The sequence below is a fragment of the Paeniglutamicibacter sp. NPDC091659 genome, assembly GCF_044756805.1.
Taxonomy (GTDB): domain Bacteria; phylum Actinomycetota; class Actinomycetes; order Actinomycetales; family Micrococcaceae; genus Paeniglutamicibacter.
On the sequence record NZ_JBIVTO010000003.1, the window covers coordinates 231415 to 246058 of the forward strand.

Genomic DNA, 14644 nt, shown 5'->3' on the forward strand with positions numbered 1-14644 from the left:
CCCCGCCACAATGACCGGGCACGCACCCCACAGGGGTGCGCGCCCGGTCTCTTTCGGTTCAGCGGGCCGGGCCCGTCACCAATGGCCGGCTACCAGTTGGCGCGCCAGTACTGGGCGGGGAACGGGATGTTCTCGTGCGGTTCGCCAAGTTCGGCGGCCGCGATCGCCGGCCAGTTCGGGTTCTTCAACGCCGCCCGCCCGATCGACACCCCGTCGGCGGCTCCCGTCACCAGGACCTGTTCGGCCTGGGCTGGTTCGGTGATCAGGCCCACCGCCGTGACAAACGCACCGGGCACCGCGGCCTTGACGGCCGCGGCCAGCGGGACCTGGAAGCCCGGGCCGCTGGGCCCGTGGTAGGCCCCGATCCCGGCGCTGGACAGGTCGAAGGCGCCGACGCCCATCCCGAAGGCCTCGGCGGCGAAACGTGAGGTGTCCGCGATGCGCCAGCCTCCCTCGACCCAGTCGTCGCCGGACAGCCTGATCGCCAGCGGCTTGTGGGCGGGCCAGGCCTCCCGCACCGCGACGATGACCTCGCGAGCGTAGCGCGTCCGGTTCTCGTAGCTGCCGCCGTAGGCGTCCGTGCGCGTGTTGGTCAGCGGGGAGAGGAACTGGTGGACCAGGTAGCCGTGGGCCGCATGGATCTGCACGACGTCGAACCCCGCGGCGTCCGCTCGCCGGGCCGCGTCGGCCCAGTCCGCGACCGACGCGTCGATCTGTTCCTGCGTCATGGCCGTCGCCGGGGCCAGACCCAGCACGTCCGTGGCGGACGGGCCGATGGTTTCCCAGCCGCCGTCCCGGGAACGCAGGTTCCCGCGTTGCCCTGCGGCCGTGTGGCCCGGCAGCCAGGCGTAGGTGGATGCCTTCCCTCCCGCATGGGCCAGCTGGATCCCGGCGGCAGCCCCCTGGGAGTGGATGAAATCGACGATCGGTGCCCAGGCTTCGGCCTGTTCGTCGTTCCAGATGCCGGTGTCCTGGTCGCTGATGCGCCCCTGAGCGGTGACGGCGGTGGCTTCGGTGTACACCAGGGCGAACCCGCCCGCGGCCCGGGCTCCCAGATGGGTCATCTGCCAGGCGTGCGGCACCCCGTCGCGCTTGGTGATCGAGTACTGGCACATCGGCGCCAGGAACGTGCGGTTGCGCAGTGCCAGCCCCGTTCCGTCCGGAGTGCCCAGGGTGGCCGGTGCAAAAAGCTTGCTCATGTCAGGATCCAACCGGTTCGCCGGCAACGCTATTCCCCCGGGAGCGGGTGCAAATGACCTGCAGCAGGCCGCTGTCGGGGTGGCCCACAGACAGGACCGTGTGCGGTCCCTGGTCGCGGACCAGCACCTCGTACCCGGCCCGGGCCAATCGTTCTTCCAGGGCCGAAGCGGCACCGGTGTATTCAAGGGTGAAACCGACCTCGGGCACGTCGTTTTCGCGCACATCGACGTATCCGCCATGTTTGGCCCGGTACCTCGCCCGGCCCGTGGCTGCGTCGGCGGCATCGGGCTTTGCGCCGATGTTTGCCAGCGTGGAAGTTGCCCCGGCGATATTGGGCGTTCCCCAACGCGCCACCACGGCCAAGCCGTGGGATTCCAAGCCGGGCGCCTCAGGCGTTCCGGCCGTGAGCAGGGGATCGACGGGACGGGCACTGAAGGACACCCCGTCGGGTGCAACGATTTTCGCGACTTCCACCGAGCCGCTTGCGGTTTCTTCCGTTTCCATGAGCACCGGTGTTCCGTCGCTGATGGTCCATTGCGCAAATTTCTGTACATCGCGCACCTCGAACCCCAGCCGGGTTGCGAACGAGTCCGAATCGGCCAGCAGGATGCGTCCCGCGTCCGCGGCAAAACACCGGCCCCCGGAAACTCCCAGAGCCGTGGCAAGATCTGTGCCTGCGACCCGGATTTCGCCAAGCACCAGTGCCGTGAACAGCGCTGCCCATTCCGCGGCATGGGGTGTGTGCAGAATCGGCCTGACACGCAACATAGGTGTTCCTCCAGGAAATTGGTGGGGGCTTTACATGGCAACTGAGGATTCTGAAATCGTCGAACCGCAGGATCTTGATTCGTTGCCTTACATGGGATGTTAGCAACGCATCCCGGGATTGCCTGCCCCGGGGCGCGTTGCGGTTTTTCTGTTGCTCTGGCCCTGCGGTGTGATGGGATGGTTCCCATGGCAATAGACCTTGAAGAACTCCTGGTACCCAACGAGGACGCATGGCGATCCTGGCTGAACGAGAACCATGCTTCGCACCCCGGCGTGCAGCTGGTGCTCCACAAGAAGGGCGGCAGCGTCACCGAACTCACCTACGCGCAGGCCGTCGATCAGGCGCTGTGCTTCGGCTGGATCGACGGTCGGCGCAACGGCCGCGATGAGGAAAGCTTCAGCAACAGGTTCACGCCGCGGACCACAAAGAGCAAGTGGTCGGCCAAGAACGTGGAGACCATCGCGCGGTTGACGGAGGCCGGACTCATGGCGCCCCAGGGAGTCGCAGCAGTGGAAGCTGCCAAGGCCGACGGCCGCTGGGACAGCGCCTACGCGGGGCAGAAGGACGCACAATTGCCCGAGGACTTCGTGGCGGCGTTGGAAGGGCATCCGGCCGCGCAGGAAAAGCTGGCAACCTTGGGCGGCGCCGAACGCTTCGCGATCTACTACCGGCTGCACACCGTCAAGCGCGAGGAAACCAGACGGAGGAAAATCGCTGAATACATCGCCAAGCTGGACGCCGGACAAGGCATTTTCTAGCTTTTGGCCGACGGGTTCCTGTTCGTCGACTTTGGCCGTCCTCCATGCCTTTGGTGCCCACCCGTCACTATTGCCCAATGCCCTTCTGTCCTGGTCAATCCCGGTCTACGCTGGCATGGGTTAACACCTTCTAACTCAAAATGTTGTTCCGGGGCACCTGCCCGGAACGTATCCACGATGGAGGATTCATGCTGATCACCGATTCCGTAGCGCTTGTCACCGGCGGGGCCTCCGGCCTGGGTGCGGCGACGGCCAAGGCGCTCCACGATGCCGGCGCCTACGTGGTCCTGCTGGACCTGCCCTCGTCCAAGGGCGCGGAAACGGCGGCGGCGCTGGGGGAGCGGGCCCGCTTCGTGCCGGCCAACGTCACCAACGAGGACGATGTCCGCGCGGCAATCGCGGCGGCCCGGGAGATCGGCCCGCTGCGCGTGGTGGTCAACTGCGCCGGCGTCGCCACCCCGGGCAAGGTCTTGGGGCGCGAGGGCGTGCTGCCGCTCGCGAACTTCGAGAAGGTCATCGCGATCAACCTGACCGGCACCTTCAACGTGGTCCGGCTGGCTGCCGAGGCCATGGCAGCGGGCGAACCGGTCATCGACGAGGCAACGGGAACCCCCGAGCGTGGCGTCATCATCAACACAGCCTCGGTTGCGGCCTTCGACGGGCAGATCGGCCAGCCCGCGTACTCCGCCTCCAAGGGCGCCGTCGCCGCGATGACCCTGCCGCTGGCCCGCGAGCTGGCCCGCCACTACATCCGGGTCATGACCATCGCCCCGGGCATCTTCGAGACCCCGATGATGGCATCGCTTTCCGCCGAGGCGCAGGCCTCGCTCGGCGCACAGGTGCCGCATCCGGCCCGCTTGGGCAAGCCCGAGGAATACGCGGCACTGGTTTCCCACATAGTGTCCAACCAAATGCTCAACGGCGAAACCATCCGGCTTGACGGCGCCATCCGCATGGGGCCGAAGTAGGACGACGGTTTGACCGCGGAGGGCCTGTGGCGTTGACGCCGCGGGCCCTCCGCGTATCCGACCGGAAAAAGTTACTCGGGCTGCTGTTCCCCGGCGTTGACCGGGACGGCCAGTCGGTTCCCCGCGGCGGGAGCCGGGCAGACCGCATAGGGCGAGAAAGCCATCGGGTAGTTCAGCGTGCGGTTGAAATCGATGGTGACGGAACCGTCGGCGGCCGGGGCAGGGATGCCGACAAAGCGCCAGGCTGCGGTGCTCGCGCCGTTGGTGGCGTCGCCAAAGGTCAGCACCAGCGAGCCGTTGTCGTTTTGGGTCGCCGCAAGGCGATGGGTCTGCCCGGCGAGCTCGAATTCGACCTCGCCCACCAGCTCGGCGGTGAAGTTCGCGTCCTCGCGGAAGCTACCGATCGGCACCACTCGCGGGGACTCGAATGCGGTGAAACGGCCCTGGACGACGTACACGGGGTCGTACTCAAAGGTCGGCACGCCGGTGAACCCGCGCAGCGTGGGGTGGCTGCGGTTGCGGGTGCGGACCATGTAGCGCCCGTCGCGCACGCCCAGCTCGACCAGGACGTCGCCGACGCGCACAAAGTGGATCGATTCGCCCTCGTCCAGCAGCTTCTCCAGCGTGCCGGACAGCGGCTCGCCGTCCGTGTCGGTGACGTCGTCCCCGGGGGCAAACACCGCACGGGCGCCGTTTGCGTCGGCGCTCCAGAAGCCGGGCAGCAAATCCAGCGCCCCGGGCGTGCCGGGCAGCCACTGGTAGCTGCTCAGGGTCAACCAGCCGAACTCGACGGCCAAACCCTCATTGCGCATGCGTCGCCACTGGGCGAAATCTGTTGGTGCACTCATGGCTCCAGTCTGCCACCTCCGGCGATCCCACCCCGGGGCGAGCCCACGCATTAAGCTGGGGGACATGCCTTCATACCGTGCACAACTGAACATCATGGGCCTGCGCCCGGGACATGCCCCGGAAGCCGTCATGGACGCAGCCGTGGCGGCGCTGGCCGAACGCCACCACGTGGATGCGAACCAGCTCGATGTGGTCGCCGGGGTCCCGCGCATCACCGTGCGCTACACCGTGGAGGACGACGGGCAGCCCGATGCCCGCGGCATCGAATCGGCCGCGCTGATGCGCGCGTCGGTGGAGCGCGTGGCGGTGACCGAAAAGCTTGTGGTGTTGCGCCGGGTCAAGGGCCGCTGGGTGGTGCTCCGGCACTAAGTGCCGGGCGCTGGAACTCCGCGTGTCAGAACTCCGTGCGCTTGCCGCGGGCTGCCCGGTGCTCGGCATGGCTGATCTGGTAGCGGCGGTTCTCCGTGGCCACCAGCACCACGAATCCCGCCATGGCGGCCAGCACCGCAACCCAGACCGACCGGTCGGGGCCAACCAGCCGTGGCACCAACAGCCAGAACATGCCCCAGGCGAAGCCCGAGGCCAGGACGATGCGCCCGCGTTCGGTCCTGGAGAGATTTGTGGCAACGTAGCCCAGGCCCAAAACGATCAGACAGGCAAAGACGTCAGGGAACACGAACACGTTCCAGGACTGCAAAAGCTCGGCAAAGGACGCGGCCGACACCACCAGGAAGAAACCGGCCATCAGCCCCGCCGGGGCGTCGGTGAGCATGCGTTCCATGTCGCTCCGGGCCGTGTGGCTGTTCAGCTCACGCACCGTCACCCGCAACAACCCTGTGGTCAGGGTGGCCGCGCAGAAGGCAAGGATAAGGGACCCTGCGTTCACCGACACCAGCCACAGCACGGATGCGGCCAGCGCCAGCGGGAAGGTGCGGCCCACGGCGCGCTGGCGCACTGCCGAGCTCTGGGAGGGCAGCCACGCATACAACGCGGCCGCGAGCGACCAGAAGGCAATCACCGGCACCAACGTGTAGGCGGCGGGCGCCAGGGACAACAGCGTGTCGTGGCCGGGAACGGATCCCGACACCAGCGCACCGATTCCGAGGATCGACACGATGGCCATGATTGCGGCGGCAAGCGTGAAGAGTGAGCGCCGGATGGTGTCCTGCGCGGTGGCCTCCGGGTTGGGGGAGGTGTCGGGCAGGGTATAGGGGGCGACGTAGAGCGGTTCGACGAGGGCCTGCTGCCGGTCGATTGCGGCCTTGGCGCTTGCCACCAAGGCCGCAAGCTCGTCGGGAGTCGCCGGTGTCCGGGTCGGTGCCGGCCGTGGTGCGTCGACCAGCGGTGCCGCTGCGGATTCCTGGACGGGGATGACGCGTTGCTGTTCCAAGCGTTGCTGTTCGAGACGCTGTTGCTCAATGCGCTGTTGTTCGAGACGCTGTTGCTCAAGGAGCCGCTCTCGGCGTTCCTCCTCGAGGAGCTGCCGTTCGGCGAGTTCCTGCTCGGCACGGAAGCGGGCGGCGTGTTCTGCTTCGTCGCGTTTGGCCGCCTCGGCCAGGGCCTCGGCATGGGCGGCATCCATCAGCCTGGTCCGTTCGCGAGCCTCGACCATCCGCGCGCGTTCGGCCCGTGCCCGGACCAGCCGGGCCTTGAACCTTGTGGGGGTTGCGTAGATCTTGTCGCCGATCTGCTGCCACTCCGGTTCGGGCAACGAATCCAGCCACTGGTTGACCGGCGAGAAGCCTCCGGAGACAGCTGCCGCCTCGCGCGTGCCGAGCGGGGCGGGGGGATCCGTCGGCGGCGCAGTGCCCGGACCGGCCGCGGGAATCAGCGGGGCCGTGGATGGCTTGGGCGGGATCGTTGCCGCCCTGGCCATGGATGCTTCCCGTGGTGCCGGATCGTGCAGGGCGCGTGGATCCGCATCCTCGTTTTCGCCTGGATTGGAACCGGACTGCCGGTCCATGTGCCTGAAGGGCGGTCCCGAGTGAGATTCCGGGTGCTCGGGGTGCAGGAGTTCGTCGAGGTCCTGCGGAACTTCTTCATGGTGCGGTACTGGGTGGGCGATGCGTTCGGAGATCCGGTCCGTTGACGGCCGGTCGAGGGCGGGCACTGCCGGAGCATGTTGTGCCGGCGGGTCCTTGGCGATTTCCGTCGGCTCGTTTTCGGACCCGGACGTGGCGTTGCGCAGGCGGGCCAAGGCCGCAGACGCGGCAGTCGTGTGGGTGTCAGATGTGCTCATGCTCAGCCCCTTCGTCGCCTGTACATGGTCAGTACCCCGGCCAGTACGATTCCGACCAGCGTACCGAAAATCATGCCCACGATGGTGGAACCCCAGACGGGAAATCCCGTGACGCTGGCGCTCAGGCGTCCCAGCAGCAGCATCCAGATCGCCCACAGAACGGCTCCGACCGCCGCCAGGGGCGCAAAAACACGCCAGGTGATGCGGGCGATTCCGGCCGCAGCCATGGAGGCGCTGCGTCCGCCGGGCAGGAACCGCATGCCCAGCAGCGACGCGTAGGTGCCCCCGGTTCCGAGCTTGAGCATCAGGCGGGTCATGTTTCGGTGCAGCCAGCGACCCCACCCGTAGCGGGTCAGGAATCGCCCACCGTGTTTGAACAACACGTAGAGCGCAACATCCCCGGCGAAACAGGCGCCTGCGGTGACGGCAACCGCCGTCACCGGATTCAGCAGCCCCGCTGCGACCATCGGTCCGGTGCCCATGGCCAACACCTCGCTGGGAATCGGCGGAACCAACGCGTCCAGGGCCACCAGGATGAAAAGCACCGGGTAGAACAATTCCCCGCCGGCCAGCAGGGAATCGAGCAAGTCCCCGAGTGTCGATTCCATGCCGGCGAGCATCCCTGTGTCCGGACCTAGCCCCGGGCCAACCCGGGCCCACCCGGGGCCTGCGGCGCCGGGGACTCGGAGAGCTCGAGCCGGGAGGTGTAGGTGACGGGCTCCCCGCTGATCGGATCGACAAAGGAGATGGAACGGGCCAGCAGCTGCAGCGGTCGGGTGTAGTCATCCGGCGCCAGGTCCAGCAGCGTCGGGTAGAACGGGTCGTTCAGGATGCCCAGGCCCAGCGCCGCAAGGTGCACGCGCAGCTGGTGGGTTTTTCCCGAGTGCGGGCTCAGCCTGAACTTCGCGACCTTCAGCCCGGCGAAGTTTCCGGCGGAGGGCCCGACGCCCAGCAGTTCGACGAGCGATTCGGCGTTCGGTTCCCCGGCCTCCACCAGCGAGCGCAGCTGGCCCTTGATCTTGCTCATGCGGTTCCGGTAGACAAGCGGCAGGTTTTCCAGCGCCGTCTCAAGCCCCGCGGAATCCAGCAGGCTGTTGCCCGGGCCCGCGGCGCCCGGAACGAAGTTGCCGCTGCGGTCCTCCGCCCGCCCGCCGAGCCCGCCGACTCCCATGACTTCTCCCGCCGGCCGGCCGTCCACGTGCTCCAGGGCGCTGACGGCCTCATAGGTCTTGGAGATTTCGCGGCGTTCGAAGAGGGTCTGGTAGTCGCCGCGGGTGTCCGGGTTGGTGGAGAAAAGCAGCACGCCGGCGGTCGCCCGGTCCAGACGGTGCATCGGGATCAGCTCCGGGTTGTCCACCCTGTTGCGCAGGCGCACCAGGGCCGATTGCTGGATGAAGCGCCCGCCGGGGGTGGTGGGCAGGAAGTGCGGCTTGTCGATGACCAGCAGGTGCTCGTCGTGGTGAAGGATCGACTCGGTGAACGGGATTTCCGTCTCCACGGGAAGGTTCCTGTAGTACCAAATGAATTCGTGCGCGCCCAGCGGCGTGGACAGCTCAAGCGGCACGCCACCCAGGCCCACCACCTCGCCGGTCTCGAAACGCCGCACGATGCCCGCCTCGTCCACGTGCCCGAACCTGTGCAGCATGTAGTCGCAGACCGTCTCCCATTCCCCGGCGGAGGGGATGCGGAGCCGGGTTGCGTTGACGCCGTTGCGCACGGGCAGGGGGGAGAGCATGGCCATGGAATCCAGTGTGTCATGCTTCCGCCCGGGAGCCCGGCCGCGGACCGACGCAGCCCGGGCTGTCATCGGAGCAGCCGGGCAGGGTCCCCCCTGGACCTGTGATGCGCTAATACGCTGTTTCACTCGTGGGAACGTAGACGTTCTGGCAGTCCGGGCAGAAGTACACGTCACGTTCGGCACTGCGCGGGGATTCGGCAAGTGAATCCTTGTGCAGCAAGCCGCCGCAGCGCATGCATGGCAGGCCGTCCCTGCCATACACCCAATAGGGGTTCATGCCGTCGGTGCCGGTTGTCACCCGGCGCGCCCGGTCCTTGTTGGCGTGCAGCAGCCGGTGGGCAATGTCCACCAGGTGGCCCAGGTCCTCGACCGCGCCCACCGGGGTGCGCGGGTGCACCCGGGTGACAAAGAGCAGTTCCGAACGGTAGATGTTGCCCAGCCCGCTGATCAGCCTCTGGTCCAGCAACGCCAGGCCGATCGGCCGTTCGGGGTTGCTCATCAGCCGGCGCACCGCCTCGTCAGGATCCCACGAGTGTCCCAGCGGATCGGGTCCGAGGTGCCCAATGACCTCTACCTCGTCGGTGGTGCGCAGCACGTGCAGGAACCCCAGGTCGAAGCCGACCGCGGTGAAGGCCGGATTGCCCAGCACCGCGCGGGCCTTGAAAGCGGGGGTGCGCCAGCGCTCGCCGGTGGCATAGACATCCCAGTGCCCGTCCATGAGCAGGTGCGAGTGGATGCTCAGCGGAGGCGCCGCGACCTTTGCCGGCGGCCTGACGCGGATGAGCAGATGCTTGCCTCGTGAAACCACGGACTCGACCATCCAGTCCACGATTGAGAGTGTCGCGTGTTCCGGAACCCGGAAGTCGCTCACACTCAACCGCCGGCCGGCCAGCGCGGCTTCCAATCGACGTGCCGTGCGAAAAACCGTATCCCCTTCGGGCATTGTCTTTACCACCAATCGCCTAGTCGGGCACCCGACCCCCATAGTCGGGTGACCCTGATCACTAGACTAGCCCGAGATTCCCACGGGTGGGGGAAATTCTCCGGAACTCAGCTTCTAAAGCGAAGCCCACTAGGCGTGGAATAGAACCCAGCGCGGCGTAATGCAGCGCCCCAGGGTGAATCGGAGACCGGTTCGCCGTTGACCTTGAGAATCGCAAGCTTCTCGATGCCGGCCCGGCGCAGGGCCGCAACGAGCTCGACGGCCGCGGCGTCGCGCATGTTTTCCGCCGTGGCGGCCCCCGGGAAATCGAGGACGGTCTTGCCGCCGCGCTCCACGTACAGGGCCAACCGTCCGTCCAGCAGCACCACGATGGCCCCGGCCTTGCGCCCCGGGCGGTGCCCTCCGGGCGCCTGCGGCCAGGCCAGCGCGGCGCCGTAGGGGTTGGCCGGGTCTGTGGCCGCCAGCGCCAGGGCGGCGGGCGGAGAAGCCTCAGCCCCCGCATCGCGCACGAACGTGCGCAGCCTGTCGATCGTCGGGGAGGTGGAGAACTGCGCGGCCCCGAGCCTTTCGACGAAGTAGCCCCGGCGGGCATGGCCGGCCTCCTCCAGCCGGCCGAGCACCCGGTAAAGCTGGCCGAAGCCGCCGGGCACGGATTCGGCTGCGACGGATCCCCGCGTCACCACGCCGTAGCGTTCGAGCAGGAATTCGGCGCTCGCGTGCGCCCTGATGGTCGTGTCCCCGACGGGGTGCGGCAGCGCCGCCCAGCGGCCGGTGCCCGATTCCGGGACCCCGCCGAACCCGGAGCGCGGGCCCAGCTCGCGCCCGTGCAGGCGCATGACCGAGGGATCGCCGGCACCCGGGGCCTCGAACCCGGCCCGCCCCTGCCGCAGCATGGCCATCCGCCCGAGCCGAGCCGTGCGTGCCCGGGGCGCCAGTGCGGGTGCCCGGTGCGCGGACTTGCCGCCGGAGAGCAGCCCGCGGACGGGCGCGAGCGTGTCGGGGGAGACGGCGCCGGCCCAGAACAGCTCCCACAAGGCCTCGAGCACCTCCTCGGTGCGCGGCTCGGTTCCGGCCATGTCGTGCGCCCCGGGGACGATGGAGGGGCTGGCCGCCGGATCCGGCACCCCGGCCACCAGCCGGGCCAGTTGCGGCACGAAGTAGGCCCCGCCCGCATCGAGCACCACCAGCAGCCTGCGGGCCAGCGGCCCCAGGTTCTCGCGGTCCGGTTGCGGCAGGCTCAGCGGCGCGTTTTCCGCGGTGTGCAGCGCGACCCAGCCGTCGGTTCCGGCCAGCGCCCCGGCGCCCGAGACCAACACCTCCCCGGCGCTCATCAGCTCGTCGAGCATGCCCAGGGCGTAGTTGCGCACGCGCACCGGCAGCACGAAGGATTCGACGGCCGAGGCCGGGACGGGCACCCCTGCCAGCTGTTCGATGACAGCCAGCACCCCGTCGACGCCGGAAAGCCCCTGGCCGATGCCCTGCCAGGCCGGCAGGAACCTGGCGAACGTCGGCTGGTCGACGGGCTCGACCTCGGCGCGCAGGGCCGCGAGCGAGCGGCTGCGGATCATCCGCAGCACCCCGGCCTCGCAATACTCAAGCTGCGTGGAGCGGAACCCGGAGGCATCCTCCGCCAGCAGCTCGGCGGGCCTGAACGCCCCGGTCATGACCCGGTTTTCGGACACCAGCCGGTCCAGCGCCGCCTTGGCAACAGCGACGCCCAACCCCAGGGCTGCCGCGACATCCGCCGCGGTGAAGGGCCCGTGGGTCCGGGCAAAGCGCGAAACCAGGTCTCCGACGGGGTCCTCGACCGGGTCGATGAAGGCCAGCGGCACCCCGTGCGGCAGCGGCACGCCCAGCCCGTCTCGCAGCCGCGGCGCATCCTCGATGGCGGCGAAGACCGTGCCGCCGCCGAGCCGCACCTCCAGCGCCCGGTTGGCGCGGACCAGGCCCTGCAGGTGCGTTTCGACCAGGGCAAGGTGGGCGAGGCGGGCAGCCTCGGAGCCTGGTCCGGTCCCGGGGGCCTTGCTCCCGGCGGGCTGCGTCTCCTCGGACACGGACTCGGACAGGGTCTCGTCGCGCAGGCGCGCGGCAACGGCCTCGATGCCCAGCGGGCCGAGCATGCGCAGCAGGTCCGCGGCGCCCTCCATCCCGGCCAGCTGCCGGCCCGGGGCCAGCCGCTGCAGTTCGGCCTCGGTGCGGAGGATGACCTGCGCGTCCAGCAGCTCGCGCAGCTCGGTGCGTCCCAGCAGCTCGTTCAGCAGTGCCGGGTCCAGGCTCAGGGCGGCGGCGCGGCGCTCGGCCAGCGGGGAATCGCCCTCGTAGAGGAACTGCGCCACGTAGCCGAAGAGCAGCGACTGGGCGAAGGGCGAGGGCAGCCGGGTCTGCACCTCGCGCACGGAAATGCCGCGCGAGCCCATGAGCCCCAGCAGGTTCTTCAGCGCCGGCAGGTCATAGACGTCGTTGAGGCACTCGCGGACGGTCTCCAGGATGATCGGGAAGTCCGGGTACTTGCGGGCGACGTCCAGCAGCTGCGCGCTGCGCTGGCGCTGCTGCCACAGCGGGGTTCGCTTGGCGGGGTTGGTGCGCGGCAGCAGCAGGGCGCGGGCCGCGCATTCGCGGAAGCGGGAGGCGAACAGCGCGGAGTTGCCCACCTGCGCGGTGACGAGGTCCTCGATCTCCTCGGGTTCGAACGCGAAGAGCTCGGCGCCCGGCGGTTCGTCGTCCATCGCCGGGACGCGCAGCACGATCCCGTCGTCGGCGGCCATCGCGGAGCCGTCCAGGCCGTAGCGCTCGTGCAGGCGTGCCCCCACGGCCAGCGCCCACGGCGCGTGCACCGGCAGGCCGAAGGGCGAGTGCAGGATGACCCGCCAGTCGCCGAGCTCGTCGACGAAGCGCTCGACCACCAGGGTCTTGTCGCTGGGCACCACGGAGGTCGCCTCCGCCTGCGCGCCCAGGTAGTTCAGCAGGTTGCCGGCGGCGAAGTCGTCGAGCCCGATCGCGCCCAGCCGTTCGCGGGCTTCGGGCCGCGGCAGCTTCACCAGCTCGGCGGTGAACCTGCCCAGCGCCGCGCCGAGTTCCACGGGCCGGCCCTGGGTGTCGCCCTTCCAGAAGGGCAGCTTGCCGGGTTGCCCGAACGCGGGGGAGACCAGCACCCGGTCGTGCGTGATGTCCTCGATCTTCCAGCTGGTCGCCCCGAGCGCAAACACGTCCCCGACCCGGGACTCGTAGACCATTTCCTCGTCGAGCTCACCCACCCGGCGCCCGCCCTTGGCCCCGGAGTTTTCCTCCGAGCCCACCAGATACACCCCGAAGAGCCCGCGGTCCGGGATGGTTCCGCCGCTGATGACGGCCAGCCGCTGGGCGCCGGGGCGCCCGGTGAGGGTGCCGGTGTCGCGGTCCCAGACGATGCGCGGGCGCAACTGCGCGAACTCGTCGGACGGGTACTTGCCGGCGAGCATCTCCAGCGTCGCGGTGAACGCGGCGCGCGGCAGCGAGGCGTAGGGCGCGGCCCGGCGCACGGTGTCGAACCAGGCCTCGACCTCCAGGTCCTCCAGCGCGCAGGCGGCAAGGGTCTGCTGCGCCAGCACGTCCAGCGGGTTGGCCGGGATGTGCAGCGCCTCGATCTTTCCCTCGCGCATGCGGGAGACGGTCAGTGCGGTGGAGAGCAGGTCCGCGCGGTGCTTGGGGAAGAAGGTGCCGATCGAAGTCTCGCCGACCTGGTGCCCGGCGCGGCCCACGCGCTGCAGGCCCGAGGCCACCGAGGGCGGGGATTCGACCTGCACCACCAGGTCCACCAGCCCCATGTCGATGCCCAGTTCCAGGGAGCTGGTGGCGACCACGGCGCGCAGCACGCCGGTCTTCAGGTCGTCCTCGATCTGCGCGCGGGTCTCCTTGGAGACGGAGCCGTGGTGGGCCCGGGCCAGCGGGACAACTCCGCCGCCCTCGGCGTCGCCTGCCCCGGAGACCATTCCGGCCTGCGCCATCATGGCGGCGGGCATGCCGCTGCCCGGCTGGACGCGCTTGACCGGGGTTCCTGCCGTCATTTCCGCGCCGGTGGAACCGATCCCGTTCGGCGCAAAGCCGGATTCGGCGTCGGTTCCGGTCACCCGGGATTCGTGGATCTCGTTCAGCCGGCCGGTCAGCCGCTCGGCCAAACGCCGGGAATTGGCGAACACGATCGTCGATCGGTTCGCCTCGATCAAATCGACGATCTGTTCCTCGACGTGCGGCCAGATGCTCGCCTGCGGGGCCAGCCCGGAGCCCGGGCCCAGGTCGTGCGCGGCCGCGGCGGCCGGAAGGTCGGTCATGTCCTCCACCGGCACCCGCACGCTCAGGTCCCAGGTCTTGGTGATCGGCGGGGCGATCACGGACACCGGGGCTCCGCCTCCCACAAAGCGCGCCACCTCCTCGCGCGGCTCGACGGTCGCCGAAAGCCCGATCCGCTGCACCGGCGCGGCCAGCAGCGCATCCAGCCGCTCCAGGGACAGCGCCAGGTGCGCCCCGCGCTTGGTGCCCGCCACCGCGTGCACCTCGTCGAGGATCACGGTGTGCACCCCGGCCAGCGACTCGCGCGCCCGGGAGGTCAGCATCAGGTAGAGCGACTCGGGGGTGGTGATCAGGATGTCCGGCGGGTTGGTGACGAGCTTGCGGCGCTCGTTCGCCGGGGTGTCGCCGGACCGCACGCCCACGGACACCTGCGGCACGGCCAGCCCCAGGTGCGCGGCGGTGGCCTTGATGCCCACCAGCGGGGCGCGAAGGTTGCGTTCGACGTCCACGCCCAGGGCCTTCAGCGGCGAAATGTAGAGCACCTTGGTGCCGCCGGAATGGGTGGCGCCGGTTTTCGGGCGGCCGCCGGCTTCGGTCGTGCCGCCGGCCTCCAGCCCAGGCAGCGGGGGGGCCGTGATCTCGGTGGCCGCGCGCGCGAACGAATCCAGCGCCCAGAGGAACGCCGAGAGAGTCTTGCCCGATCCCGTCGGGGCGATCACCAGGGCGTGCCGCCCGGTGGAAATCGCATCCCACGCGCCGATCTGGGCGGGCGTCGGCGCGGCAAAGGCACCCTCGAACCAGGCCCGCGTGGCGGGCGTGAATCGTTCGAGGACGTGTCGCGGATCAGGTTGCTTGGCCATCGAGTCCCAGCTTAAGCGCCCGCGCCGCCAAAATGCCCCGCGGCGTCACTGACG

General features: G+C 69.3%; 11 protein-coding genes. 3 read left to right on the forward strand and 8 right to left on the reverse strand.

Annotated elements, in window-relative coordinates; translation table 11 throughout:
* Positions 1-89: 89 nt before the first annotated feature.
* On the reverse strand, positions 90-1199 hold the full coding sequence (locus ACIQLF_RS08575; protein ID WP_400296847.1) for a tRNA-dihydrouridine synthase: 1110 nt from the start codon (positions 1197-1199) through the stop codon (positions 90-92).
* 1 nt (position 1200) lies between these two features.
* Positions 1201-1968 (reverse strand): hypothetical protein, encoded by a 768-nt coding sequence (locus ACIQLF_RS08580; protein ID WP_400296850.1) that lies wholly within the window; start codon positions 1966-1968, stop codon positions 1201-1203.
* 186 nt (positions 1969-2154) lie between these two features.
* On the opposite strand from ACIQLF_RS08580, the gene ACIQLF_RS08585 reads away from it, so the two are divergent.
* Positions 2155-2727, forward strand: a complete 573-nt coding sequence (locus ACIQLF_RS08585) for a YdeI family protein (protein WP_400296852.1) — start codon at positions 2155-2157, stop codon at positions 2725-2727.
* A gap of 188 nt (positions 2728-2915) precedes the next feature.
* On the forward strand, positions 2916-3695 hold the full coding sequence (locus ACIQLF_RS08590) for a 3-hydroxyacyl-CoA dehydrogenase (RefSeq protein ID WP_400296855.1): 780 nt from the start codon (positions 2916-2918) through the stop codon (positions 3693-3695).
* 71 nt (positions 3696-3766) lie between these two features.
* Here the strand turns inward: ACIQLF_RS08590 and ACIQLF_RS08595 are convergent, their stop codons facing one another.
* Positions 3767-4543, reverse strand: a complete 777-nt coding sequence (locus tag ACIQLF_RS08595) for a DUF1684 domain-containing protein (protein WP_400296858.1) — start codon at positions 4541-4543, stop codon at positions 3767-3769.
* Positions 4544-4607: 64 nt separating this feature from the next.
* Here ACIQLF_RS08595 and ACIQLF_RS08600 point away from each other — a divergent pair, with 64 nt between their 5' ends.
* On the forward strand, positions 4608-4913 hold the full coding sequence (locus tag ACIQLF_RS08600) for a hypothetical protein (protein ID WP_400296861.1): 306 nt from the start codon (positions 4608-4610) through the stop codon (positions 4911-4913).
* A gap of 25 nt (positions 4914-4938) precedes the next feature.
* Here ACIQLF_RS08600 and ACIQLF_RS08605 read toward each other — a convergent pair whose 3' ends face one another.
* The 5 genes from ACIQLF_RS08605 to ACIQLF_RS08625 all read right to left on the reverse strand — a co-directional run bounded on the left by ACIQLF_RS08605 (position 4939) and on the right by ACIQLF_RS08625 (position 14590).
* Complete coding sequence (locus ACIQLF_RS08605; protein ID WP_400296863.1) at positions 4939-6783, reverse strand: hypothetical protein; 1845 nt, start codon at positions 6781-6783, stop codon at positions 4939-4941.
* Positions 6784-6785: 2 nt separating this feature from the next.
* Entirely contained in the window at positions 6786-7391 is a 606-nt protein-coding gene (locus ACIQLF_RS08610) for a DedA family protein (protein ID WP_400296866.1), read from the reverse strand.
* Between the two features lie 26 nt (positions 7392-7417).
* The gene (locus ACIQLF_RS08615) at positions 7418-8518 is read right to left on the reverse strand and encodes a pseudouridine synthase (RefSeq protein WP_400297076.1); all 1101 of its coding nucleotides are present in this window, start codon (positions 8516-8518) and stop codon (positions 7418-7420) included.
* Positions 8519-8630: 112 nt separating this feature from the next.
* A complete protein-coding gene (locus tag ACIQLF_RS08620) occupies positions 8631-9506 on the reverse strand; it encodes a DNA-formamidopyrimidine glycosylase family protein (RefSeq protein ID WP_400296869.1) in 876 nt (291 codons plus the stop codon).
* A 65-nt stretch (positions 9507-9571) separates the two neighbouring features.
* Positions 9572-14590: a DEAD/DEAH box helicase gene (locus ACIQLF_RS08625; RefSeq protein ID WP_400296871.1), complete on the reverse strand. Its 5019-nt coding sequence runs from the start codon at positions 14588-14590 to the stop codon at positions 9572-9574.
* Positions 14591-14644: the final 54 nt, after the last annotated feature.

Excerpts from the sequence above, each read along its gene's own strand:
- ACIQLF_RS08605 (WP_400296863.1), bottom strand. The coding sequence starts at position 6,783 with ATGAGCACATCTGACACCCACACGACTGCCGCGTCTGCGGCCTTGGCC.
- ACIQLF_RS08585 (WP_400296852.1), top strand. The coding sequence starts at position 2,155 with ATGGCAATAGACCTTGAAGAACTCCTGGTACCCAACGAGGACGCATGG.
- ACIQLF_RS08575 (WP_400296847.1), bottom strand. The coding sequence starts at position 1,199 with ATGAGCAAGCTTTTTGCACCGGCCACCCTGGGCACTCCGGACGGAACG.
- ACIQLF_RS08615 (WP_400297076.1), bottom strand. The coding sequence starts at position 8,518 with ATGCTCTCCCCCCTGCCCGTGCGCAACGGCGTCAACGCAACCCGGCTC.
- ACIQLF_RS08625 (WP_400296871.1), bottom strand. The coding sequence starts at position 14,590 with ATGGCCAAGCAACCTGATCCGCGACACGTCCTCGAACGATTCACGCCC.
- ACIQLF_RS08580 (WP_400296850.1), bottom strand. The coding sequence starts at position 1,968 with ATGTTGCGTGTCAGGCCGATTCTGCACACACCCCATGCCGCGGAATGG.
- ACIQLF_RS08590 (WP_400296855.1), top strand. The coding sequence starts at position 2,916 with ATGCTGATCACCGATTCCGTAGCGCTTGTCACCGGCGGGGCCTCCGGC.
- ACIQLF_RS08610 (WP_400296866.1), bottom strand. The coding sequence starts at position 7,391 with ATGGAATCGACACTCGGGGACTTGCTCGATTCCCTGCTGGCCGGCGGG.
- ACIQLF_RS08600 (WP_400296861.1), top strand. The coding sequence starts at position 4,608 with ATGCCTTCATACCGTGCACAACTGAACATCATGGGCCTGCGCCCGGGA.
- ACIQLF_RS08620 (WP_400296869.1), bottom strand. The coding sequence starts at position 9,506 with ATGGGGGTCGGGTGCCCGACTAGGCGATTGGTGGTAAAGACAATGCCC.
- ACIQLF_RS08595 (WP_400296858.1), bottom strand. The coding sequence starts at position 4,543 with ATGAGTGCACCAACAGATTTCGCCCAGTGGCGACGCATGCGCAATGAG.